This window comes from Paenarthrobacter sp. NPDC089307 (assembly GCF_040685055.1).
GTDB lineage: Bacteria > Actinomycetota > Actinomycetes > Actinomycetales > Micrococcaceae > Arthrobacter.
The window spans coordinates 14,118-37,624 of sequence record NZ_JBFBHE010000002.1; the positions used below are offsets into that span (position 1 = coordinate 14,118).

Consider the following 23,507-nt stretch of genomic DNA (forward strand, 5'->3'; position numbering starts at 1 on the left):
CTCAGCTCGAGTAGGCGCTGTTCTCATGCACGTAATCGTGCGTGAGGTCGTTGGTCCAGATGGTCGCCTCGGCGTCGCCGGCCTGCAGGTCAATTTCGACCAGCACTTCGCGCGGGTCCAGGTCCACCAGGTTGCGGTCGTCGCCGATCGCACCGTTGCGGCAGATCTGGACGCCATTCATGGACACATTCAGCTGGTCCGCCTCGAAGACGGCGTCAGTTGTTCCCACTGCCGAGAGCACACGGCCCCAGTTAGGGTCCTTGCCGAAGATGGCGGCCTTGAAGAGGTTTGAACGGGCCACTGAGCGGCCCACAATTTCCGCGTCCCGCTCGCTGGCAGCGTTGAAGGTCCGGATGGCGATGTCGTGGCTGGCTCCTTCGGCGTCGCCAATCAGCTTGCGGGCCAGTTCGGCGCACACCGCAGTCACGGCTTCACTGAGCTGTTCTGCGGACGGAAGCGCTTCGGAGGCCCCTGATGCCAGCAGCACCACGGTGTCGTTCGTGGACATGCAACCGTCGGAGTCGGCGCGGTCGAAGGTGACGCGGGTGGCGTCCCGCAGGACCACGTCGAGTTCGTTGGCGGGAACTTCGGCATCGGTGGTCAGAACAACCAGCATGGTTGCCAGCCCGGGAGCCAGCATGCCGGCGCCCTTGGCGATGCCACCCACGGTGAACGGCTTGCCTTCAGCATCCTTGCCCGAGAAGACAGCCTCCTTGGAGACGCTGTCGGTGGTCATGATGGCTGTTGCCGCTGCCGCACCGCCGTCCTCGGACAGTTCCTTGGAGGCAGCTTCGACGCCCGGCAGGATCTTGTCCATGGGCAGTTGCTCACCGATCAGGCCGGTGGAACAGACCACGACGTCCGAAGCTGAGACTCCCAGCACCTCCGCCACTTTCTCGGCGGTGGCGTGGGTGTTCTGGAAACCCTGCGGGCCGGTGCAGGCATTAGCGCCGCCGGAGTTCAGGACCACGGCGTCCACGCGTCCGTCGCTGACCACTTGGCGGGACCAGTGCACGGGTGCAGCTGCCACCCGGTTGGACGTGAACACCGCAGCAGCTGCCTTGGACGGGCCGTCGTTGACCACGAGGGCCAGATCCGGGTTGCCTGAGGCCTTGATCCCGGCTTTGATGCCGGCGGCGCGGAATCCCTTGGGGGCGGTAATGGTCACGGTGCAACTCCCTGCAGGTTCAGGCCGGCGGTTTCATCCAGGCCGAGGGCAATGTTCATGGACTGCACGGCTCCGCCGGCGGTTCCTTTGGTGAGGTTGTCGATGGCGCACGTGACGATCACGCGGCCGGTGTGCTCGTCGAAGGCCAACTGCATGACGGCGTGGTTGGATCCCTGCACCGACTTGGTGGTGGGCCACTGGCCTTCGGGCAGCAGGTGCACGAATGGCTCGTCGTCGTAGGCATCGGCCCAGGCCTGGCGAAGCTCTGCGGCCGTGACGCCATGCCCGACCTTCGCAGTAGCGGTGGTCAGGATGCCCCGGCTCATCGGCGCCAACGTGGGCGTGAAGGAAACCCGGACGGGCTCCCCCGCCGCGTTGGACAGTCCCTGTTCGATTTCGGGCGTGTGGCGATGACCGCCACCCACGCCGTACGGACTCATGGAACCCATGACCTCCGAGCCGATCAGGTTGACCTTGGCAGCTTTGCCCGCGCCTGAGGTGCCTGAGGCGGCAACAATCACGACGTCGTCCGTCAGGAGGAGATTGTTGGCGAACCCGGGCGTCAAGGCGAGCAGGGCCGACGTCGGGTAGCAGCCGGGTACGGCGATCCGGGTTGCACCCTTCAGCGCTTCGCGCTGCCCGGGCAGTTCGGGCAGCCCATAGGGCCACGTGCCCGCATGGGCGGAGCCATAGAACTTCTCCCACGCGGCGGCATCCTGCAGGCGGTGGTCGGCACCGGCGTCGATAACTACTGTGCCTTCCGGCAACTGGGCGGCGATCTCAGCGGAAGTACCGTGCGGGAGGGCCAGGAACACGACATCGTGACCCGACAGGTTCTCCACAGTGGTGTCTTCGAGGATCCTGCTGGCCAAACCATGGAGATGTGGCTGCAACTCCCCTAGTCTGGAACCGGCGTTGCTGTGCGCTGTGATCGCACCAATGGTGACGTTCGGATGGCCGGCGAGCAGCCGCAACACTTCTCCACCGGCGTAGCCGCTGGCACCGGAGACGGCAACAGAAATAGTCATGGCTTCACTATACAGCAAGAATATTCATGCTGTCCGATATTTATGCATGGAAAATGTGAGCTGTCACATTCGTTATGACCTTGCGCGTATGCTTATTGGAGGGTGATCCAGACCGTGCAGTCCGAACGTCGGCTGCAGCGTTGCCCGTTAGCGATACGGGGCACATTCATGGCACCCACGTCCACCGCTGAGCGCCCCAAAACACGCGCTATTCAGCCAAATCCCGTCGTTCAGAGCTACTCAGAGCTCCTCAAGAGCGTCAAGTCCGCAGGCCTCCTCGAGCGCCGCAGCGGCTTTTACATCTGGGTCTTCGTGGCCCTGGTACTCCTCATGGCCGGCACCTGGCTTGGCTTCGCCCTGATCGGCGAGTCCTGGTACCAACTCCTCATCGCCGCAGCAGTAGGCATCCTGTGTACGCAACTGAGCTTCCTGGCCCACGAGGCCGGGCACAAGCAGATCTTCGCCTCCCGCCGGGCCAATGATTGGTCAGCCCGCCTTCTCGCCACCGGAGTTGCCGGCATCAGCTACTCCTGGTGGGAACAAAAGCACGGCGCACACCACAACCATCCCAACGTGATCTCCAAGGATCCCGATATCCGGAACAACGCCTTGGTCTTCCACGAAGACGCCGCGGCAGAGCGCAAGGGCCGGCTGGCCTTCCTGACAAAGAAGCAGGGCTGGTTCTTCTTCCCCCTCCTGACACTGCTGGGCCTGAGCCTGCAGTTCGACTCCCTCCGTTTTGTGTTCGGCAAGCAGAGCGTGCGCCACCGCTGGGTCGAAACGCCGATCCTCGTGGCGCGCCTCACCGCGCTTCCGGTCCTGGCCTTCACCTTCCTGCCCATTGGAATGGCCTTTGCCTTCCTCGGGGTCCAGATCATGGTTTACGGCTTCTACATGGGAGCTTCCTTCGCGCCAAACCACAAGGGCATGCCGGTCCTGCCGAAGGACAGCCGCGTTGACTTCCTCAACCGCCAGATCCTGACCTCGCGCAACATTTCCGGCGGCCGCTTCATGGACTTCCTCCTTGGCGGATTGAACCGGCAGGTCGAACACCACCTCTTCCCGGATATGGCCCGGCCCCAGCTTCACAAAGCCGCTGCGATCGTGCGCGAGTTCTGCGCCAAGCACTCCATCCCGTACACCGAAACCTCCCTGGTGCAGTCCTATGGGATCGTGGTCCGCTACCTCAACGAGGTAGGACTGGCAGCGGGCCGTGGCTTCGACTGCCCGGTCGCGTCGACGCACGGACGCTTCTAGGCGTTCGACGCCGGAGGCCCCAACCTCCCTAGGATGGATTCTGAAACCGGGCACCGGAAGGACCGCCCCGGATTAAGGAGCCACCATGACGCACGCCATCGTTGCACAGCAAGCCGGAGGACCCGAGGTCCTCGAGTACGCTTCCGTCGAAGTTCCCGCGCCCGGCCCCGGACAGCTGCTGGTCAAGGTCGCAGCTACCGGGGTCAACTTCATCGAGACCTACCAACGCAATGGCACCTACAAGGTGGACTACCCGTTCACTCCTGGAGCCGAAGCGGCAGGTGTCGTTGAGGCCCTCGGCGAAGGCGTTGAAGAATTCGCCGTCGGTGACCGCATCGCCACGGCCGAAGGAACCAGGACCTACGCGGAGTACGCCCTCGTAGAGGCCGCCAAAGCGCTTCCGGTTCCTGCCGGCGTCGACGACCACACGGCCGCCGCCCTCCCCCTGCAGGGAATCACGGCCCACTACCTGATGAACTCATCCTTCCGGGTTGAACCCGGCCACACAGTCCTCCTCCACGCCGGGGCGGGTGGCGTTGGCCTGCTGCTGACCCAGTTGCTGAAGGCCCGCGGTGCGCGGGTGATCACTACTGTTTCCTCTGACGAGAAGGCGGATCTCTCTGCCTTGGCCGGTGCCGATGAGGTCCTTCGCTACGAGGGCTTCGCCGACAAAGTCCGCGAACTCACCGACGGTGAGGGCGTCAATGTGGTTTACGACGGCGTCGGCAAGGACACGTTCGATGACTCCCTCAAGAGCCTGCGCATCCGGGGGGCCATGGTGCTTTTCGGCGCCGCCTCGGGGCCGGTGCCACCGTTTGATCCACAGCGGTTGAACGCGGCCGGTTCCTTGACGCTGACCAGGCCCACCATGGCGCACTTCGTGCAGAACGCCCAGGAGCGCCGGTGGCGCTCGGCCGAAATCTTCGACGCCGCCGCCAATGGCACACTTTCCGTCAGGGTCGGGGCCACGTACCCCTTGGCTGAAGCAGCCCAGGCCCACCGCGACCTGGAGGGACGACGCACCACGGGCAAAGTCCTGTTGGTGCCCTGATTGGCCGCGCCCGGCTCCCCAACCTTAGGTGAAGTGAAAGCCAATCACAGTGCAACAGTGCATTAAGGGCAGGAAACAATCGACACCTTTTGTTCACCTTCCTGCGACAAGCTGACCCTGTGAGCACAGAACATCGCGAGGGGGCCGGGCAGATGCCTGCCCTGACCACCTACCGCCCCCAGCTGCCCGGCGGAACCGCAGCACCGGCCGAGCGCACGCTCGTGGACATTCTGGAGGCCACCGCAGCAGCGTTTCCGGAGTCCTCCGCCTTGGACGACGGGCACAAGTCGCTCAGCTACACCGAGCTCCTGGCCTCGGTCAGGTCCTTCGCGCAGACCCTGAACGCTGCAGGACTTGGCCGCGGAGACAAGATTGGCGTCCGCATACCGTCCGGAACCAACGAGCTGTATGTCTCCATCCTGGGCATCCTGACGGCAGGGGCTGCCTACGTGCCCGTTGATGCCGATGATCCCGACGAGCGGGCACGCCTGGTCTTCGGGGAGGCCAACGTGGCAGCGACCATCGGGGCAGGACTCGACATCCAGCTTTCCGGTGCTGTGCGGGGACCTGTCTCCGGGGGCCACAAGCCAGGCCTGGATGACGACTCGTGGGTTATTTTCACCTCGGGTTCCACCGGGACGCCCAAGGGAGTCGCGGTCAAACACCGTTCTTCCGCCGCGTTTGTTGACGCCGAAGCCCGGATCTTCCTCCAGGGCGAACCCATTGGACCCCAGGACAGGGTACTGGCCGGACTCTCGGTGGCCTTTGATGCCTCCTGCGAAGAGATGTGGCTGGCATGGCGCCACGGCGCATGCCTGGTCCCTGCACCCCGCGCCTTGGTCCGCACCGGAATGGACCTGGGCCCTTGGCTGATCAACCACGGCATCACGGTGGTCTCCACAGTGCCCACCCTAGCCGCCCTGTGGCCGGCCGAGGCACTGGAAAACGTCCGTCTCCTTATCTTCGGTGGAGAAGCCTGCCCGCCCGAACTTGCCGAGCGACTCGCTGTGGACGGCCGCGAAGTCTGGAACACCTACGGCCCCACGGAAGCGACGGTGGTTGCCTGTGCCGCTCCCCTCGGCGGACCCGGGCCCGTGCGGATCGGCCTGCCGCTCGATGGCTGGGACCTGGCCGTCGTCGATTCCAACGGCGTCCCGGTGGGCGAAGGTGAGATCGGAGAATTGATCATTGGCGGCGTGGGACTTGCCCGCTACCTGGATCCGGCCAAGGATGCCGAAAAATATGCACCCATGCCAACGCTGGGTTGGGAACGGGCGTACCGCTCGGGAGACCTGGTGCGGTTTGAAGCAGCCGGCCTTGTCTTCATGGGCCGCGCCGACGAACAGGTCAAGCTCGGGGGTCGCCGGATTGAATTGGGCGAGGTCGATGCCGCGCTGCAGTCATTGCCGGGCGTAGCGGGCGCTGCCGCCGCCGTTCAAACAACCGCTGCCGGCAACCAGATCCTTGTTGGCTACCTTGCCCCCGCGGAGGGCGTCGACCTGAACCTGGACGACGCACGTACTGCGCTCACTGACAGCCTCCCCGCAGCTTTGATTCCCTTGCTGACGGTGGTGGACTCACTGCCCACCAAGACCAGTGGCAAGGTGGACCGCCATGCCCTCCCCTGGCCGCTGGCCGGTGCCGCGGCCGCCGATACCGGCAAAGCTCCGCTGAACCTGCCCGATGACGCCCGCTGGGTTGTTGACCAGTGGGAGTCTGTGCTGGGAAGCGCTGTTGGGTCGCTCGACGCCGATTTCTTCGCCTACGGCGGCGGCTCCTTGGCAGCTGCGCAGCTCGTCTCGGCCCTTCGTCTCCGTTACCCCACCATCACTGTGGCGGACATCTACGCAACGCCCCGCATCGGGGCTTTGATTGATGCAGCCAGGCAGTCGCTGCCCGACGGCGGCCTGCCGGGTCCCGCTTCGGAACGCACCGTCCGCCCCACGGCCTTTAAGTCGCAGGTCTTCCAGGTCCTCATGGGTGTGCCGCTGCATATCCTCGTGGGAATGCGGTGGCTCACCTACGTCATGGGTGCCAACAAGTTGCTGGCGGACTTGGCCGGGTTTTCTGCCGCACCCACGGTGTCGTGGTGGTGGATCGGGTTGTCCTGGCTGGTCTTCGTCAGCCCGTTGGGCCGGATGGCGATCTCGGTTCTGGCAGCGCGTGTCCTGCTCGGCAGAATCGAGCCAGGGACATACCCGAGATCCGGAAAGACGCATCTGCGGCTTTGGCTGGCCGAACAGATCCAGGACCTTTCGGGGGCCATCGGTTTGGCCAGCGCCCCGTTCGTCCCCTATTACGCGCGTGCCCTCGGCGCCAGGATCGGCAGGGACGTGCACCTGCACTCGCTGCCCCCGGTCACAGGGCTCCTGTCCCTGGGCAGCGGGGCCAACATTGAGCCCGAGGTAGACCTTTCCGGCTGGTGGGTGGATGGCGATTCAGTCCACATAGGGCAAATCCACGTCGGAGCCGGGGCCGTGGTGGGCTCCCGAAGCACGATCATGCCAGGCGCCACCATCGGTGCCGGCGCCCACGTGGAGCCCGGCTCGGCAGTATCGGGCAAGGTCAAAGCCGGGCACTTGGTGGCAGGGTCGCCTGCTGAACGGCGCGGAAAGGCAAAGCACGACTGGCCGGAGGCACTAATCCGTCGTTCTGCGGTTGATCGCTTGTGGCTCGTTGCCTTTGCCGCCGCCTCAGCCCTGCTGTCCCTCATTCCCTACGTCTCCGCCTTCGCCGGCGCCCTGGTGATCCTGGCCTTCATCCGCGGACATGAATCCCTGGAAACTGCCATCCCGCAGATCGCCCTGGCCGTGCCTCTGGCAGCCCTGGTGTGGTTCTTCGGGAACCTCCTGCTGATCCTCATCGTGGCACGCCTGCTGGGCCTGGGCCTTAAGGAAGGGTATTACCGGGTGCGCAGCAGGGTCGGATGGCAGGTGTGGGCCACCGAACGGCTGCTCGACATGGCCCGTGACCTCCTGTTCCCCATTTACGCCAGCCTCTTTACCCCCGTTTGGTTGCGTTTGCTCGGCGCCAAGGTAGGCAAAAACGTGGAAGCTTCCACGGTCCTGCTGGTCCCCAGGATGACGACGATCGGCGATGGCGCGTTCCTTGCCGACGACACCATGGTGGCATCCTACGAACTTGGCGGCGGGTGGATGAAGATCGCCCCAGCCAAGATCGGAAAGCGGTCCTTCCTGGGCAACTCCGGGATGACCGCGGCAGGGCGCAACGTACCCAAGAACTCCCTCGTGGCTGTCCTCTCAGCCACGCCCGCGAAGGCCAAGTCGGGAACCTCATGGCTTGGCAGCCCTCCGGTCAGGTTGCGCCGCACCGCCGTCGACGCCGACCAGAGCCGCACGTTCCAGCCGCCGGTCAAGCTGAAGGTGGCACGCGCGTTGTGGGAACTCTGCCGGCTGGTACCGGTCATCCTCACGGTGGGCATCGCCGTCAGCGTCATGCTGGTTTTGGATTGGCTCGCCAGCGGATGGGGCTACTGGATCGCGGCAGTCCTTTGCGGAGTGGTGATGCTGGCGGCAGGGGCAGTGGCAGCGCTCAGTTCAGTGGTGGCCAAATGGGTTTTGGTAGGAACCATCCGGTCCGGTGAACACCCCTTGTGGAGCTCCTTCATTTGGCGCAATGAGGTGGTTGACACCTTCATCGAAATGGTGAGTGCGCCGTGGTTTGCCCGCTCGGCCGCAGGCACTCCCGCCCTGGTGTGGTGGCTGCGGGGACTGGGGGCCACCATTGGCCGCGGAACGTGGTGCGAAAGCTATTGGCTCCCTGAAGCCGACCTCGTCACGCTGGGCGAAAACTCCACCGTCAACCGGGGCTGCGTGGTCCAAACGCATCTGTTCCACGATCGCGTCATGAGCCTGGATACCGTCACGCTGGGCAACGGCGCCACCATGGGCCCGCACGGCGTCATCCTCCCCGCAGCCAGCATCGGCAACGGCGGAACTGTTGGCCCGGCGTCGTTGGTCATGCGCGGCGAAACCGTCCCGGCCGGGACGTACTGGATGGGCAACCCCGTGAGCCCGTGGGCAGGTCCGTCTGCACAAGCGGCCCGTCTCAAGTAGATTGGGCTGATCATGACGGTCCCCACCAGCGCCCCCACGACCACAGCCGACCCCTACACCCTTGACCACGGCAGCACACGCTACCGTGTGGACAGGTACGAACTGGACCTGGATGTCAGGCTGGGCAGCAACAAGCTGATCGGCAGGGCGGTTCTGCAGTGCATAGCCCTTGAGGCCACCGCGCAGATCGTCCTGGACCTTGTTGGATTGCGGGCATCCAAGATCCAGTTGGACGGCAGGAAGCTGCAGAAATTCAGCCACCGGGCCGAGCACCTGGTTCTCAACACCGCCTCTGCGCTCGAGCCGGGACAACAGTTCACGCTGGACATCCGCTATGACGGCAATCCACAACCGCGCCGTGGACTCTGGGGAGACGTGGGATGGGAAGAACTGAACGACGGCGTGCTGGTGGCGGGCCAGCCAAATGGTGCAGCGTCCTGGTTCCCCTGCAATGACCACCCCCGCTACAAATCAAGCTTCCGCATCTCCGTGACCACGGACGACAACTACCGGCCGGTCTGCAACGGCAAGCTCGTATCCCACTCCCGCAAGTCCAGCCGTGAGACCTGGGTGTACGAGCAAGCCGATCCCATGGCCACGTACCTTGCCACGGTCCAGATCGGCAGGTACGCCAGGGTTCCGCTGCAGGTGGACGATACCCACCACAGAGTCCCGCAGTTCGTCGCCGTGACGCCCGAAATGACCGCGGAGGCCCTGCAGGGCCTCCGACGCCAGCCGGACATGATGAGGACTTTCGAGGATTGCTTCGGCCCTTACCCCTTCGCTGACTACACCTCCGTGGTCACTGAGGACGAACTGGAAATACCGCTGGAAGCGCAGACGGTCTCCATTTTCGGTCGCAACCACATGAAAGACGCCTGGGATTCCCAGCGGCTGATCGCCCATGAGCTCTCCCATCAGTGGTTCGGGAACTCCTTGACGGCCAGCAACTGGAAAGACATCTGGCTGCACGAAGGATTTGCCTGCTACGCGGAATGGTTGTGGTCAGAGGAATCAGGGACCATGACTGTCGCAGCGCGGGCAACGGCCGCGTGGAAGAAGCTCGACGCCGGTCCGCAGGACCTGCTGGTGGGTGACCCCGGGCCGGAGCTCATGTTCGATGACCGCGTCTACAAGCGCGGGGCCCTGGCTGTCCACGCACTGCGCCTGGCAGCCGGCGATGAGGCCTTCTTCGGATTCCTGCAGCATTGGACGGCCGGGAACCGGCATGGATCAGTGTCAACGGAATCGTTCATTGCAGCTGCCGACGCTATCATTCCAGGACTCAACGTAGCTGGGATCCTCCGCCCCTGGCTCTACGAGGCCGCGCTGCCTGTACTGCCTTCATCACGTTAGCCCAGGGCAAGGGCTGCCACCAGCCCGTCCGGCAGCGCACCGCCACTGGTACTGTTCACATCCCGCACACCCGGACGGTCCAGCACGTCCAACTCTGCAGGGTTGCGCCGCAAGCCCTCCCCTGTCATCTTCAGCCATGCTTCCTTGCGCGCCCACAGCCGGATTCGGGTGGCGTCCCGCTCGGATGCAGGGAGGGACAACAGCTGCTGCTTCTCCTTTGCTGTCAACGCGACATCGTCGAAGCCATCGAAGCTGGCCCTGTCCGCGGCCTCAAGGTCCACTCCCAGCCGGAGCCCCGCCAAGGGATGCACGACGCCGGCCAGCAGCACCCAGCCCGACGCCCTGGAGGCGCTGAGCGCCAGGGGTGACGGGCCGCCGTCGAGCAGGAATCCGGGCCTGCCGTGGTCCTGGCCGGGACCGCATTGCGGGCAGCTGTAATCGGGCATGAGCCTGCTGGGCGCGACGTCGAGAAGTGACGCGGCAAAATGCTGGAGCGCAACCCGCCCGGCCACGAACCCGCTGCGGTCCACGGGTTTGGCGAAACGGAGAGCGCGCTGACTGGCAGGCTTGCCGAGTACGCCGAGGAGATCGTGCGGAATGGAGACGTCATCGACCCTGCGTAGCTCAAGCACCGGCTTGTCCATCACGACCCCTCTTACAGCCTTCTCCCCCAGCAAACTTTAGCCTGAGGCTCACTGCTCACGCCCAGACAGCAGTGTTCCCCGCAGCCAGGAACACACTGCGGGGAACACTGCTGGAGGGCTTGGCTACGGTTCGCTACTTCACCGATGTCAGGTAGTTCGCCAAGGTCGGCGTGATACGGGTGCCGGAGTTGGAGCTGCCACCGTTGGTGTGGATGGCCACGATGCTGTTGGAGCTGTTGTAGACCGGTGCGCCGCTCTGGCCGCCGTAGGTGTCCATCTTGTAGAAGACTTTCTCGGCCTGTGTGGTGTCGATGGATCCCGTCATGGACCACATGGTGCCGAAGGCCTTGTCGCCGGGGTAGCCCCTGACTGTCGCAGTGGTCCCGTTCAGGCTGGTGGTGGTGCCCGTGTAGTTCAACCAGCCGGTGGTGTTGCCGATGGTGCAATCGAGCTTGATGACTCCCCAGTCGGCGTTGGTGTTGGCGGAATCGATCCAGCGCTGGTCAGTCAGGAGCTGGGTGGCGCCGCAACTGCCGTAAGGATCAGTGGATCCGTTGCGGCCAGGCGCCACTTTCACGCCCCAGGAGTAATCCGCAGTTGAGCCCGTGCCACCCTCATGCACGCAGTGGCCCGCCGTCAAGACAGTGTCATCCGAGATGAGGGCGCCGGAGCAAATGTAGCCGCCGTTGAATTCGATCTGCACGATCGAACGGTTGGGCGCGGCTGTGGTGTCAGTGATCCTCACCCTGCCATCAGCGCCGATGACCGAGTCGGTGGAAGCCCCACCTTTCTTGGAGGGCATGGACAGCGTGTACTTGTCGGCCAGCGGGGATGCGGCAGAACCGGACGTCTGCCCCTTGTCCACTGTGTGCGCTACGGGTTGGAATTCGGAGGTGGAGACCTGTGGCGTCGACTCTGACGCGACCGCGGCTCCTCCCAACGAGGACGTCAAAGCCATTACTGCAGCCCCGACAAGCAAAGCAACGTTCTGCTTCTTCATGGGTACCTTTCAAAGGACAGTTCCAGTGGAACCGTGCGAGGGATGTGATACACATGTTTCACATGTGTATGACAAAACTGTCATACAAGCGTGAATGCCTTGTCAAGATGTTGGGAGTCAAATCTCACAAAAGAAAAAACCCCGGGACAAATGTCCCGGGGTTTCCCTGAAATCGAACTGCTAGCGCTGGACTGCACCGAAGCGCTCGGCCGCAACGGCAACGGCTGCAGCGCGGGCCTCAGAAGCCTCGTCGGCCGTCAGCGTGCGGTCATTCGCACGGAACCGCAGGCCGAACGCAAGCGACTTCTTACCCTCATCGATGCCCGGACCAACATAGACGTCGAACAGCGAAACGTCCTCAAGGAGCTCGCCGGCACCCTCACGGAGTGCGGACAGGACCTGATCGGCCGGCACGTCCTGCGGAACCACCAGGGCAACGTCCTGCGTAGCCACGGGAAAGCCGGAGATGTGCTTGGCAACGATCACGTCGGCAGCGGCATCAAACAGCGCATCCACATTGACCTCAAGAGCCACCGAGCGCGCAGGCATATCGTATGCGGCCAGGAGCTTGGGGTGCAGTTCACCGGCGTAACCAACGACGTCGCCGTTGCGCAGTGCGAGCTGCGCCGCGCGTCCGGGGTGGAACGCCTGGTGGTTGCCTTGGCCGACAACCAGCTCGACGCCAAGGACGTCGGCAATCAGCCGGGCCACGTCCAGTGCGTCCGCCCAGTCCCAGGCACGCGGTGAGTGCGTAGCGGCAGCCGGCGAGTCATGGCCGGTGAGGACTGCGGCGATGTGCAGCGGCTGGTGCGGGACGCCGTCGTACAGTGCATCCAGTACCTCATCCGAAGGCTTGATGCCCAACGGCGGGATGGAGTCAGTACCGAGCTTGTCACCGGGCAGGAAAACCGAACCGGCCTCGTAGAGCGCGAGGTCGCGGAAACCGCGCGAGTGGTTGCGGCGGGCAACCTCGATCAAGCCCGGCAGGATGGACGTACGGAGGTACCCGTGTTCCTCGCTGATCGGGTTGGCGAGCTTCAGCGCCGGACGGGCAGCCCCTTCTTCCGCCACGCCGAAGGTGTCGTTGGCAGCCTTCGTAACGAACGGGTACGACAACACTTCCGTCAGCCCGGCGTCGGCCAGTGCCTGCACCACCCGGCGCTTCTGCTGCTGTGTCCGGCTCAAGCCACGCCCTGGAGGCGCCACCGGCAGGGTGGCCGGAATGTTGTCATAGCCCACGAGGCGGGCAATTTCCTCGGAGAGGTCTTCCTTGGTTTCGAGGTCGTTGCGCCAGCTCGGAGCAGTCACGCGGTATCCAGTGGCGGTCTTCTCCACCACGGCCCCCAGGTCCTCCAAGGAGGTGGTGATCTGCTCTTCGGTGAAGTCGATGCCGATCCGGGCGGAGGCAAAGCCAGCCGGAAGGTCAATGACGACGGCGTCCGGTGCGGTTCCGACGTCGGTACCGGTCTGGTCCGCGGTTCCGCCGGCAAGTTCCACCAGGAGGTCCACGACCCGTTGGGCAGCGATGTTCGCCACGTGCCAGTCCACTCCACGTTCGAAGCGCTTGGATGCTTCCGACGGCAGCTTGTGACGGCGGCGCGAGCGGGCAATGGACACTTCATCGAAGTGCGCCGCTTCCACCAGGATGTTCGTGGTGGAATCCGAGACCTCGGTGTGGGCCCCGCCCATCACGCCGGCGATGCCGATGGCACCGGAGTCATCCGTGATCAGGAGGTCCTCGACGTCGAGCGTGCGCTCTTTGTCGTCGAGGGTGGTGATCTTCTCCCCCGCGACGGCACGGCGGACTACGATGTCGCCAGCGAGCTTGTCGAGGTCGTAGCAGTGGTTCGGCTGGCCGAGTTCCAACATGACGTAGTTGGAGATGTCCACGGGGAGGGAAATCGAACGCACTCCGGCAAGGCGAAGGCGCGACGACATCCACGGCGGGGTAGGGCGGGTAGCATCCACGCCCCGGACGGTGCGTGCAACGAAGCGGTCGCAGCCCGGCTTGCCATAGATGGGTGCGTCGTCATTGAGCTTCACGCCGTAGCCGCCCTGGAGGGAGGCCGGTGCGTTAACCTTCGACGCCGGATCCACGAACGAGGTTCCGGTGGCATGGGCGTACTCACGGGCAACACCACGGATGGAGAAGGCGTAGCCGCGGTCCGGAGTGACGTTTATTTCAGCTGCCTGGTCATACAGTCCAAGCAATTCCATCGCGTCCGTGCCGATTTCCGGGTCCAGGCCAATGCGGGAGAGGACCAGGATGCCGTCGTGGTCCTCGCCAATGCCCAGCTCGCGGACCGAAGCGATCATGCCTGCGGAGAGGTGGCCGTAGGTCTTGCGCGCAGAGATCTGGAAGTTTCCGGGCAGGACAGCACCTGGCAAGGTGACAACTACTTTGTCGCCTTCAACAAAGTTGTGGGCGCCACAGATGATCCCCTGCACACCGGAAGGATCGATACCCTTGCCGGCGAGGGTCTGTTCCTGGCCCTCGGGAACAACCCGGACCTGGCACCAGTTGATGGTCTTGCCGTTGGTCTGCGGTTCCTTGACCAGGCTCAACACCTGGCCCACCACAACAGGGCCGGACAGTTCGTCCGTGGGACGGTGCACGTCTTCTTCTTCAAAGCCGACCTTGACCAGATCCGCCATGACATCTTCGGCCGTAGCATCGGCCGGAACCTGCGCGAATTCACGCAGCCAGGAAAGTGGGATACGCACTGTTAGATCTCCATCCCGAAGTGCTCGCTGAAACGTACATCGCCTTCGATCATGTCGCGCATGTCGCCAACCTCGTTGCGGAACATGAGCGTCCGCTCGATGCCCATGCCGAAGGCAAAACCTGAATAGACATCCGGATCAATGCCAGCCGCCCGGAGGACATTGGGATTGACCATGCCGCAGCCACCCCATTCGATCCAGCGCGGACCGCCCTTGGCGCCCGGGTGCCAGATGTCCAGCTCCGCGGACGGCTCCGTGAACGGGAAGTAGTTGGGGCGCAACCGGATGGATGCTTCGTCGCCGAACATCTGGCGGGCGAAGTGCTCCAGCGTTCCACGCAGGTCCGCCATGTTGAGGTCCTTGTCGATGGCCAGGCCCTCGAACTGGTGGAATACCGGGGTGTGCGTGGCGTCGAGTTCATCGGTACGGAACACCTTGCCCGGGCACAGGACGTAGATGGGAACTTCGCGTTCCAGCATGGACCGGACCTGAACCGGAGAGGTGTGGGTGCGCATGAGCAAGTGTGCTTCGGGGGGCTCCACGAAGAACGTGTCCTGCATTTCGCGGGCAGGGTGGTCCGGCTTGAAGTTCAGGGCATCGAAGTTGAACCACTCGGACTCGACCTCGGGGCCTTCGGCGATTTCCCAGCCCATGCCGACGAAGATGTCCGAGACCCTGTCCTGCAGGGTGGAGAGCGGATGGCGGGCACCTGCACGACGACGACGCGGGGCGGCCGTGACATCAACGGTTTCCTCGATCAGGATGCGTGCGTCATTCTCAGCTTCAAGGACCTGGGTCCGGGCTGCCAACGCTTGATTAACCCGGCCGCGGGAGGAGCCCATGAGCTTGCCGGCGGCTGCCTTGTGTTCCTTGGCCAAGCCACCGATTTCGCGGTTGGCCAGGCTCAGGGGCGACTTCTCACCAGTGTGGGCGAGGCGGACAGCCTTGAGTTCATCAAGGGAAGACGCTGCCGCAATTGCGGCAATGGCGTCCTCGACGGCGGCGTTGATGGCGGCTTCATCCAGCGGATTCGGGATGGCGGCGCCTGGCAAAGTGTCAGTCATCTACTGTTCTTAGCTACGAGTTGGGAGCGGCCGGCAAGGCAGGCCTGCAAAACGAAAGGGTAGCGTCCACCACAAACGGCGGACACTACCCTTCAGTCTAGTTGAAGCACACTTGCGGGATTTAACCCGCCTGCACGGCTCCCGCTGTATGAACCTCCATACGAAACAGGGAGGCCGCGTCATTACGACGGCGGCACGCGCCTGTTCGCCTACGTAGGGGCGCGCTTAGGCGCCCGAAGCGGGTGGTGCGGTAGGCGGCGGAGGTACCTGGCCGTCGTCGTGCGCGTCTGGTCGGCGGGGTGCGGCCTCTGTTCCCGGCCGATAGCCCTGCCCGGCCCAGTCCTGCTGGGGCGGGTGGGCAGGCTGACCCGCTGGTGGCTGTGGGGCGGCGTAGCCCTGCTGCGGTGCCGGGTAACCTTGCTGCGGTGCGGCGTAGCCCTGCTGCGCTGCCGGGTAACCCTGCTGAGCCTGGCCGTTCCAGTTTTGGCCATAGGGCGCGGCGCCTGCGAGCGCCGGTGACTGCCGTGCCGATTTCCGCCTCAACAGCACGAACAGCAGCACCAGTGCCGCAGCCACCACGAGCACGGCCACCAGGGTCCAGATGATCCACATCGGGATACCGGCGTTGGCTTCGGCCTTCACCTGGACAGACGCCCCGTTGACGGACAGCATGTCGAACGTTGCCGTGTTGCCATCAACCGTTGCGCCGTTGGCTTCGACGATCTTTCCCGGGAACGTGAACTTGACGGAGGCTTCGTCGAACATCGATTTGGCCATGCTGGATGCCTGCGGATCACTGGCATCAGCCCCGGTAACGCTTCCCATGGACATGACGTAGAAGTCGCCATCCCTTTTCAGGTCAAAAGGGTTCTCCGAGCTCGATGACTCAGCGAGCTTGGCCGGGTCGATGTTCACGGCGGTAATGCGCTTGCCCTTGTACTTCTCGTCCTCGTAGTCCACCACGGTGGCGCCCTCGGGAATGTTCATTTCCTGGCTGCCGGTTCCGCTGCCGTTGGACTTCATGAACTCGTCGAAAGATTTGTCCCCCAGCACCGACTTTTGGATCGCGTAGACGACCTCGTAATCGACGCTTTTTTCGTTGTTGACCTTCACTGACATATTGAGCTTGACGCATCCGGTCAATGCCACCATGACGGCTATCAGTACACCGATCACGCCTACGGCGCGTTTTATTCTCATTGTTTCCCCAATTCATCCCCTGCACGAGTGAGTGCTGGAACAGCGTAACCCTGCAGCCGATGCCGTGCCATCCGCTGCGGGTCTAGCATGGCTTCATGACTCCCGCGCAACGCTTACGGCAGCTGGCAAACGTCCTGAATTTGTCCACGCCGTTGGGGCTTGCCGTGGCCGTCGCGTCCAAGTGCACGCTCTCGCGCGGGCCCCGCGGCCTCCTCATAGCGGCAGGTTATAACTGGAAACTCCCCCATGCGGGGGCATTTACGGTTGGCAACGTGATTTTGTATCGTGCGCCGGTTGGGGCCGCCGGAGCCAGCGCCGTGTTGCTGGGCCATGAAGAGCGGCACAGCACGCAGTATGCGTACTGCCTGGGTCTGCCTTTCCTGGCCCTCTATGGCGCTGCGGCCTGCTGGTCAATGATTCGAACGGGGAATACCGGATCAGGGAACTTCTTCGAACGACAGGCGGGCCTGGAGGCGGGCGGCTACATTGAACACCTCAACCGTCGGCAAAAGAACCGTTCCCAAGACCGAATCGAGGCTTAAGAATGAAGCGAACCATCACAGTGACAGGCAACGGGAGCGCAACGGCCGTGCCGGACCTGGTGACGTTGACTCTCGGCGTCGAGACCCGTCGGGAGACTGCCGCGAAAGCATATGACGACGCCGGCAAGTCGGCGGCCGCCGTCGCAGCCAGTTTGCGGGCTGCAGGCGTTGGGGATGCGGACCTTCGGACGAGCGGCCTGAACCTGCGGGCCGATCTTGTGTGGGTTGAGGGCCAGGGGCAGAAGGTGACTGCTTACGTGGCAACCACGACCCTCCACATTGGGATTCGTTCCCACACGGAAGCGCCGGCGGCCATCGCCGCCGCCGTCGCCGCCGGGGGCGACGACATCCGTATCAATGGGCTGGAGCAGGGCATGGCCGACCCTTCAGCGGTCACAGGACAGGCGCAGGAAGCCGCATGGCGGGATGCCCTGGCCCGGGCCGAACAGTACGCAGCGCTGGCTTCGGCCCGGCTTGGGTCTGTGGTCTCCATTTCCCAGCAACCAGTGCAGGGCGGCCCCATTCCGCTGGGTGGAATGGTCCGCGCGTCCTACGCCGCCGAGGCACTCCCGGTGGAAGCTGGGGAATCGACGGTATCTGCCAGCGTCACTGTGGAGTGGGAACTTATTTAGTGGATGGCTCCCGCGGAGACTTTGGAATCCATCGGGGTGCGGAGGGCAGTCCGGGCCACCACGGCGATCCCTTGGACGGTGAGTTCCAGCGGCATTGAAGGGGCGCCCCCAGCTGGGGTCACCTGCTCCGGAAGATACGGGACGTGAACGAAACCGCCGCGGATTCCGGGCAAGGAGGCCAGTGTATGCATCAAGCCGTAAAAGACGTGGTTGCAAACATAGGTGCCGGCCGACTGCGAGACTTCGGCCTTGATCCCGGCGATCTGGAGATTCCTGAGCGCGGCCTTGATGGGCAGGCTTGAGAAGTACGCTGCGGGGCCGCCAGGAACCACCTCTTCATCGATGGGCCGCTGGCCTTTGTTGTCCGGAATCCTTGCGTCATCACAGTTGATGGCGACGCGTTCCAGGGACAACCGGTCCCGGCCGCCCGCCAAACCGGCGCACACCACGATCTCCGGGGCGAGGCGCGAAATGGCTTGGTCGAGAACGGCCAGCGACTCGCCAAAAACGCACGGCAACTCGATGGCTTCCACGCGCAGCCCTTCGGCTTGGAGGGCCTCCTTGGCGAGTTGGACGGCCAGCCACGAGGGATTGATGGTTTCCTGGCCGAATGGTTCGAAGCCCGTCAGCAGAATCATGGGGCAACCATAGCAATGCGGAGCTCGTGCCGCGGGAACCTCCGTTCAGGGCCCTTGACATTGCTTCGAACATATATTCGAATGGACTCCATGAGATGGGACGCACAAGCACTTTCACCGACGCGTGAACCGGCCTTGGAAGGGGATGGCAGTAAGGCTCCGAGCCCTGCCCCGGCGATGGATGCCTTGCTGCCCTTGGCCGGGCTTGTGCGTTCCGTCTCTACACCCGAATTCTCCGGAGTCACCTTCCATGAGGTCACCGCAAAGTCAGTGCTCAACAAGGTGCCTTCCGGTTCAAACATGCCCTTCGAATGGACAGTGAACCCTTACCGCGGGTGCAGCCACGCCTGCGTCTACTGCTTCGCACGCAAAAGCCACACGTATTTGGAATTCGACGCCGGCCGCGACTTCGATTCCCAGGTGGTGGTCAAGATCAATGCCGCCGAGGTACTCCGCAAGGAACTGGCCAAGCCATCATGGGGGCATCACCAGGTCGCCCTCGGCACCAATACGGATCCCTACCAACGGGCTGAAGGCCGCTATGCCCTCATGCCCGGAATCATCCGGGCACTTGCGGACTCCGGCACGCCCTTCTCCATCTTGACCAAAGGCACCCTGCTGGCCAGGGACATTCCGCTCCTCAAGCATGCAGCCACCCAAGTACCCGTGGATCTGGGCATTTCACTGGCGATGACCAACGAAGACCTCGCCGCCCTCATCGAGCCCGGAACGCCCTCCCCCAGGGCACGCTTGAAACTCATTGCCCGCCTGCGGGACGCCGGCTTGGGCTGCGGCGTCATGGCGATGCCCATCCTGCCTTGGCTCACGGATTCCGACGAAGCTCTGGACTCCCTGTTCGCGGGCCTGGCAGAGGCCGGCGCCACAGGCGTTACCGCCGGAGCGCTGTATCTCAAGCCCGGCACCCGGGAGTGGTACATGAAATGGCTTGCCGAACAGCACCCGGAATTGGTGGGGAAGTATCGGCGCCTTTACGGCAATGGCTGGTACGCCTCCAAGGAATACCGGGCGTGGCTGACCGGACGCATCAGCCACTTCAAGTCGAAATATGGCTACAGCGGCAGTTCGGGATTCAGCCATCGGAACGCCAAGCCCTCAGCAACCGTGGCGGCGAATCCCGCCCCGGGCGCCACGGCTCCACTCCCCGGGCAACAATCCCTCTTCTGAGTCCATGCAGCTGGAAGTTCAGAGAGCTGAGAGCCCATGCAGCTGATAGTCAGGGCAACGCGATTCCGGGCAGCGCGATTCCTAGGCGGGCGTGGAAACGCGCTGCAGGAGTGCCTGGACGATGGGAAGATCGGCGGGTATCCAGCCAAGACCGAGCGTTTCTTCGGCGTTGTTTAGCGATACCCACCGCAGTTCGTCATGGTCTTCAAGTGGCGCAGGTTCACCGGCGGTCACTTCAGCGAACCAAACCCGCATGGAGGCACGTTCGCTGAGGGGCCACCCGGCCGTTGTGTCGGACTCCAGCTCCGGACCAAGCTGAACCTCAACACCCAGCTCCTCAGCGAGCTCACGATGCAACGCTGATTCCGGGGCCTCGTTGGCTTCCACTTTGCCGCCCGGGAACTCCCACATACCCGCGAACTGGGGAGGGGCGGTGCGGCGGGCAGCCAACAGGCTGCCAGGTGCTTCCAAGGAGTCCACAATGGCGGCACCCACGACGTTTATCAATGCAGTCACAAGATCAGTCTATGGCGCCGCGGACCATGGGCATGGTCACATAAATCCCTTCGGACGCCTCCACCGAACTAAAGTTGTTATCGGATTTCTTCCATTTCTTCCCATTCAGTAAAAAGCCCCCGAAGCAGGTCTATGACTACCACCGCGTCCCAGCCCATCGCCGTCAAAAAGTCCCGACGCAACCTTGGCATGGCCATCCTCTCCTTGGCCATGGGGGGATTCGCCATTGGAACCACCGAGTTCGCCATGATGGGCCTGCTCAAGGAAGTCGAAGAGGGACTCGGCATCAGTACCCCTGAGGCCGGCAACCTCATCTCCGCCTACGCCCTGGGCGTGGTCATTGGAGCGCCGGTATTCGCTGCCTTGGGAGCCAAACTGCCCCGGAAGAATCTGGCACTGGGCCTCATGCTGTTCCTGGCACTGGCGAACCTGACGTCCTTCATCGCCCCTGATTACGGACTGATGCTGCTCTCACGGTTTGCCTCCGGCCTCCCCCACGGAGCCTTCTTCGGGGTAGCGGCAGTCATCGCGGCCGGTCTTGTGGCCCCTACCAAACGCGGCTGGGCCATCTCCATGGTCATGGCCGGGCTCACGGTCTCCAATGTCATTGGTGTCCCGTTGGCCACCTGGGTGGGCCAGACGTTCGGATGGCGTCTTCTGTTCGTGATCGTCGGCGTCATCGGCCTGCTCACGGTTGCTATGGTCTGGAGGTTCGTTCCGTTCGAAGCAGCGCACCCGGATGCCAGCATTCGTCGTGAGCTCGGGGCCCTCAAACGGCTTCAAGTGTGGTTGGCACTGCTTATCGGCATTATCGGCTTCGGCGGCTTTTTCGCCGTGTACACGTACATCGCGCACACGATGACTTCTGTGGCCGGCATCCCCGAGAACCTCATTCCGGCCGTCGTCGCCCTCTACGGTGTCGGCATGGTTGTCGGCAACATCATCGGTGGCCGTCTGGCCGACAAGTCAGTGATGGGCACCATCTACTGGGTCATGCCCGGAATCGCCGCCGCGCTGGTGGTCTACGCCATCGCCGCGCACTGGGCGTGGTCGGCATTCCTCATGGCATTCGTCGTCGGCGGCATCGGCTCAATGCTGACTCCGGCTTTGCAGACCCGGCTCCTGGACGCAGCTCCCGGCGCCGCATCGCTGGCCTCCTCGCTGAACCACTCAGCCCTCAACATCGCCAACGCCTTGGGCGCCTTCCTGGGCGGCACGGTCATCGCATGGGGCTGGGGCTACGTCGCCCCGGCGCTCGTTGGAGCGGTGCTGGCCGTTCTCGGCCTGGTGGTAGCCATCATCAGCGGTGCCGTGGAGCGCCGAAAAGCCTTGGCAAGCTGAACGGCCCCGCAACACGTTTGTTAAACAGGAATGGCTCCGCTTGGGCGGAGCCATTCCCGTTTTAAGGAGCCATTCGTGTTTTAAGGAGCCATTCGTGTTTTAAGGAGCCATTCGTGTCTTAAAGATGGCGGGACTATGCCTGGGCCTGCACGCGCTCAATGTCAGGCTCGAGATAAATGACCCTCGCGATGGGAACCGCTGCGCGGATCCGCTGCTCGGCGTCGTCGATTCCCTTGGCGATCTCCTCGCCCGTTTCGGAAGCTTCCATGGAAATCTTGGCAGCCACCAGGAGTTCTTCCGGTCCGAGGTGCATGGTCTTGAGGTGGATAATCCGGGTTCCGTCCGCTTCCAGGGCTTCGGAAATGCGCTGGACGTCTTCCTTGGTGGCAGACTCCCCCAGCAACAGGGATTTGGTTTCCATGGCAAGGACCACTGCGATGGCCACCAGCAGCAAGCCAATCATTGCCGTTCCGAAGGCATCCCAGACGCCGTCACCGGTCACCAAGGTCATGCTGACGCCGAACAGGGCGAAAACCAGGCCCAGCAGGGCTCCAAAGTCCTCCAGCAAAATGACGGGGAGCTCGGGCTGCTTGGCGTTGCGGACAAACTTGACCCAGCTCTGCTTGCCCCGGATATGGTTCGATTCGATGATCGCCGTGCGGAAGGAGAAACCTTCGGCAACGATGGCCCCGAGCAAGACAGCCAACGGAACCCACCAGAAGCCGCCCTCGATGCCATGCGGGTGCTGGAACTTCTCATAGGCCTCATAGAGCGCAAACAGGCCACCGACGCTGAACAACACAATCGAGACAATGAAGGCGTAGATGTACCGCTCACGGCCGTAACCGAAGGGGTGCTCCGGGCTGGCCGCCCGCTTGGAACGCTTGCCGCCGACCAGCAGCAGGACCTGGTTGCCGGAATCAGCAACGGAGTGAATGGCCTCGGCGAGCATGGACGATGACGCTGTCAGGAAAAATGCAATGAACTTCAGAACAGCGATGGTCAGGTTTGCGGCAAGAGCCGCAACAATCGCTTTGGTACCGCCACCTGCAGCCACGAAAGCTTCACCTCTTCGGGTTTGGGAAAGAATGGAAAATGGCCAAGAAGAGTCGTCATCGTCTGTTCCTGCAAGCAATACCGTACCCGGCTGCGCGTTATTTACGCATGTTCCATCCTGGCGCCCTGCTGCGAACGCGCACTGGCGTACAGGCAGACAGTGGCGGCAGTGCCCAGGTTCAAACTCTCGGCCGCCCCGTACACGGGCACGGCAACACGGTGATCCGCCAATGCAAGTTCATCGTCCGACAAACCCTGTGCCTCGTTGCCAAAAAGCCAGGCCGTGGGCGCCTCAAGGGCGTAGTCCGACGTCACGGAACCGTTGCCGAGCCTTCGCGCAGCATTCTCATCCTGGAGCTTGTCCAAATTGAGGGTGCCGTAACCGTCAGCGGCCAGGATGCCTATCCCGCGCTCCCGGCACTGCGCCACCAGTTCCTCGACGTCAGCCCCAAGGACCACGGGCAGGTGGAAAAGGGAACCGGCGGTAGAACGGACAGCCTTGGGGTTATATATGTCCACGCTGGAACCTGTCAGAACCACTGCGTCCGCACCCGCGGCATCGGCGGCGCGAAGCACGGTTCCCGCATTGCCGGGGTCACGCACCTGGCACATGACCGCGAGAAGCTGCGGACCGGCGTCGAGCACTGAATCCAGGCTGACGTCCACAAAGCTGCAGACGGCCACGATCCCCTGCGGATTCACGGTGTCCGCCATCGCGGACAGGACTTCGTCGCTGGCCAGCCGAAGCAAAGTGCCCTGCGCCAGGTCGGCCAGCTCCGGGAGGCGGTCAAGGCACGCCTCGCTGGCAAAGACTTCATGCACGACGGCGGACCCGCCGGCCGCTGTGCGCTCACGGTGCAGGGTCAACGCCTCACGCACCGCCTGCGGGCCTTCTGCAAGGAAGCGTCCACGCTTTAAACGCGCCGGGCGCCCGGCAAGCTTGGCGACGTCCCTCACCCGATCTGCTCTGGGGTTGGTCATCGGAAAGTCTTGCGGGCGCCCGGTTTCGTTCATATAAAGAACTTTAGT

At 63.5% G+C, this 23,507-nt stretch carries 19 protein-coding genes; 8 read left to right on the forward strand and 11 right to left on the reverse strand.

Translation table 11 applies throughout. The features are described 5' to 3' along the window. Position 1: 1 nt before the first annotated feature. Together argJ and argC are read right to left on the reverse strand one after the other, a co-directional pair. Positions 2 to 1,168, reverse strand: a complete 1,167-nt coding sequence (gene argJ / locus AB0N72_RS04020) for a bifunctional glutamate N-acetyltransferase/amino-acid acetyltransferase ArgJ (protein WP_363934615.1) — start codon at positions 1,166 to 1,168, stop codon at positions 2 to 4. Beyond that, positions 1,165 to 2,196, reverse strand: coding sequence for an N-acetyl-gamma-glutamyl-phosphate reductase (gene argC / locus AB0N72_RS04025; protein WP_363934614.1), 1,032 nt, complete (start codon positions 2,194 to 2,196; stop codon positions 1,165 to 1,167). The genes argJ and argC overlap by 4 nt, the downstream gene beginning before the upstream one ends. A gap of 168 nt (positions 2,197 to 2,364) precedes the next feature. Between argC and AB0N72_RS04030 the strand changes: the two genes are divergently transcribed. The 4 genes from AB0N72_RS04030 (at position 2,365) to AB0N72_RS04045 (ending at position 9,936) form a co-directional block, all read left to right on the forward strand. Beyond that, positions 2,365 to 3,453: an acyl-CoA desaturase gene (locus tag AB0N72_RS04030; protein WP_363934612.1), complete on the forward strand. Its 1,089-nt coding sequence runs from the start codon at positions 2,365 to 2,367 to the stop codon at positions 3,451 to 3,453. An 85-nt stretch (positions 3,454 to 3,538) separates the two neighbouring features. Beyond that, complete coding sequence (locus AB0N72_RS04035) at positions 3,539 to 4,504, forward strand: quinone oxidoreductase (protein WP_363934611.1); 966 nt, start codon at positions 3,539 to 3,541, stop codon at positions 4,502 to 4,504. A 152-nt stretch (positions 4,505 to 4,656) separates the two neighbouring features. Further along, complete coding sequence (locus AB0N72_RS04040) at positions 4,657 to 8,580, forward strand: Pls/PosA family non-ribosomal peptide synthetase (RefSeq protein ID WP_363934643.1); 3,924 nt, start codon at positions 4,657 to 4,659, stop codon at positions 8,578 to 8,580. Positions 8,581 to 8,592: 12 nt separating this feature from the next. Further along, the gene (locus tag AB0N72_RS04045; RefSeq protein ID WP_363934609.1) at positions 8,593 to 9,936 is read left to right on the forward strand and encodes a M1 family metallopeptidase; all 1,344 of its coding nucleotides are present in this window, start codon (positions 8,593 to 8,595) and stop codon (positions 9,934 to 9,936) included. Here the strand turns inward: AB0N72_RS04045 and AB0N72_RS04050 are convergent. The 5 genes from AB0N72_RS04050 to AB0N72_RS04070 form a co-directional block, all read right to left on the reverse strand. Next, on the reverse strand, positions 9,933 to 10,580 hold the full coding sequence (locus AB0N72_RS04050; protein WP_363934607.1) for a 4'-phosphopantetheinyl transferase superfamily protein: 648 nt from the start codon (positions 10,578 to 10,580) through the stop codon (positions 9,933 to 9,935). The genes AB0N72_RS04045 and AB0N72_RS04050 overlap by 4 nt on opposite strands. A gap of 133 nt (positions 10,581 to 10,713) precedes the next feature. Then, the gene (locus AB0N72_RS04055; RefSeq protein ID WP_363934606.1) at positions 10,714 to 11,580 is read right to left on the reverse strand and encodes a serine protease; all 867 of its coding nucleotides are present in this window, start codon (positions 11,578 to 11,580) and stop codon (positions 10,714 to 10,716) included. Between the two features lie 180 nt (positions 11,581 to 11,760). Beyond that, positions 11,761 to 14,304: a phenylalanine--tRNA ligase subunit beta gene (gene pheT, locus AB0N72_RS04060; RefSeq protein WP_363934604.1), complete on the reverse strand. Its 2,544-nt coding sequence runs from the start codon at positions 14,302 to 14,304 to the stop codon at positions 11,761 to 11,763. A gap of 2 nt (positions 14,305 to 14,306) precedes the next feature. Continuing rightward, the gene (gene pheS / locus AB0N72_RS04065) at positions 14,307 to 15,368 is read right to left on the reverse strand and encodes a phenylalanine--tRNA ligase subunit alpha (protein ID WP_363934602.1); all 1,062 of its coding nucleotides are present in this window, start codon (positions 15,366 to 15,368) and stop codon (positions 14,307 to 14,309) included. 225 nt (positions 15,369 to 15,593) lie between these two features. After that, on the reverse strand, positions 15,594 to 16,568 hold the full coding sequence (locus AB0N72_RS04070) for a hypothetical protein (RefSeq protein ID WP_363934601.1): 975 nt from the start codon (positions 16,566 to 16,568) through the stop codon (positions 15,594 to 15,596). 95 nt (positions 16,569 to 16,663) lie between these two features. Between AB0N72_RS04070 and AB0N72_RS04075 the strand changes: the two genes are divergently transcribed. Together AB0N72_RS04075 and AB0N72_RS04080 are read left to right on the forward strand one after the other, a co-directional pair. Then, entirely contained in the window at positions 16,664 to 17,110 is a 447-nt protein-coding gene (locus AB0N72_RS04075) for a hypothetical protein (RefSeq protein WP_363934599.1), read from the forward strand. Positions 17,111 to 17,112: 2 nt separating this feature from the next. Beyond that, on the forward strand, positions 17,113 to 17,742 hold the full coding sequence (locus AB0N72_RS04080) for an SIMPL domain-containing protein (RefSeq protein WP_363934597.1): 630 nt from the start codon (positions 17,113 to 17,115) through the stop codon (positions 17,740 to 17,742). Here AB0N72_RS04080 and pcp read toward each other — a convergent pair. Further along, the gene (gene pcp, locus AB0N72_RS04085) at positions 17,739 to 18,380 is read right to left on the reverse strand and encodes a pyroglutamyl-peptidase I (protein WP_363934595.1); all 642 of its coding nucleotides are present in this window, start codon (positions 18,378 to 18,380) and stop codon (positions 17,739 to 17,741) included. The genes AB0N72_RS04080 and pcp overlap by 4 nt on opposite strands. Before the next feature lie 90 nt (positions 18,381 to 18,470). Between pcp and AB0N72_RS04090 the strand changes: the two genes are divergently transcribed. Then, complete coding sequence (locus tag AB0N72_RS04090; protein ID WP_363934593.1) at positions 18,471 to 19,565, forward strand: Rv2578c family radical SAM protein; 1,095 nt, start codon at positions 18,471 to 18,473, stop codon at positions 19,563 to 19,565. Between the two features lie 81 nt (positions 19,566 to 19,646). Here AB0N72_RS04090 and AB0N72_RS04095 read toward each other — a convergent pair whose 3' ends face one another. Continuing rightward, positions 19,647 to 20,081, reverse strand: a complete 435-nt coding sequence (locus tag AB0N72_RS04095) for a (deoxy)nucleoside triphosphate pyrophosphohydrolase (protein WP_363934591.1) — start codon at positions 20,079 to 20,081, stop codon at positions 19,647 to 19,649. Positions 20,082 to 20,213: 132 nt separating this feature from the next. On the opposite strand from AB0N72_RS04095, the gene AB0N72_RS04100 reads away from it, so the two are divergent. Beyond that, the gene (locus AB0N72_RS04100) at positions 20,214 to 21,422 is read left to right on the forward strand and encodes an MFS transporter (protein WP_363934589.1); all 1,209 of its coding nucleotides are present in this window, start codon (positions 20,214 to 20,216) and stop codon (positions 21,420 to 21,422) included. A 133-nt stretch (positions 21,423 to 21,555) separates the two neighbouring features. On the opposite strand, the gene AB0N72_RS04105 is transcribed toward AB0N72_RS04100, so the two are convergent. Next, complete coding sequence (locus tag AB0N72_RS04105) at positions 21,556 to 22,479, reverse strand: cation diffusion facilitator family transporter (protein ID WP_363934587.1); 924 nt, start codon at positions 22,477 to 22,479, stop codon at positions 21,556 to 21,558. Between the two features lie 101 nt (positions 22,480 to 22,580). Continuing rightward, the gene (locus tag AB0N72_RS04110; protein ID WP_363934586.1) at positions 22,581 to 23,492 is read right to left on the reverse strand and encodes an RNA methyltransferase; all 912 of its coding nucleotides are present in this window, start codon (positions 23,490 to 23,492) and stop codon (positions 22,581 to 22,583) included. Positions 23,493 to 23,507: the final 15 nt, after the last annotated feature.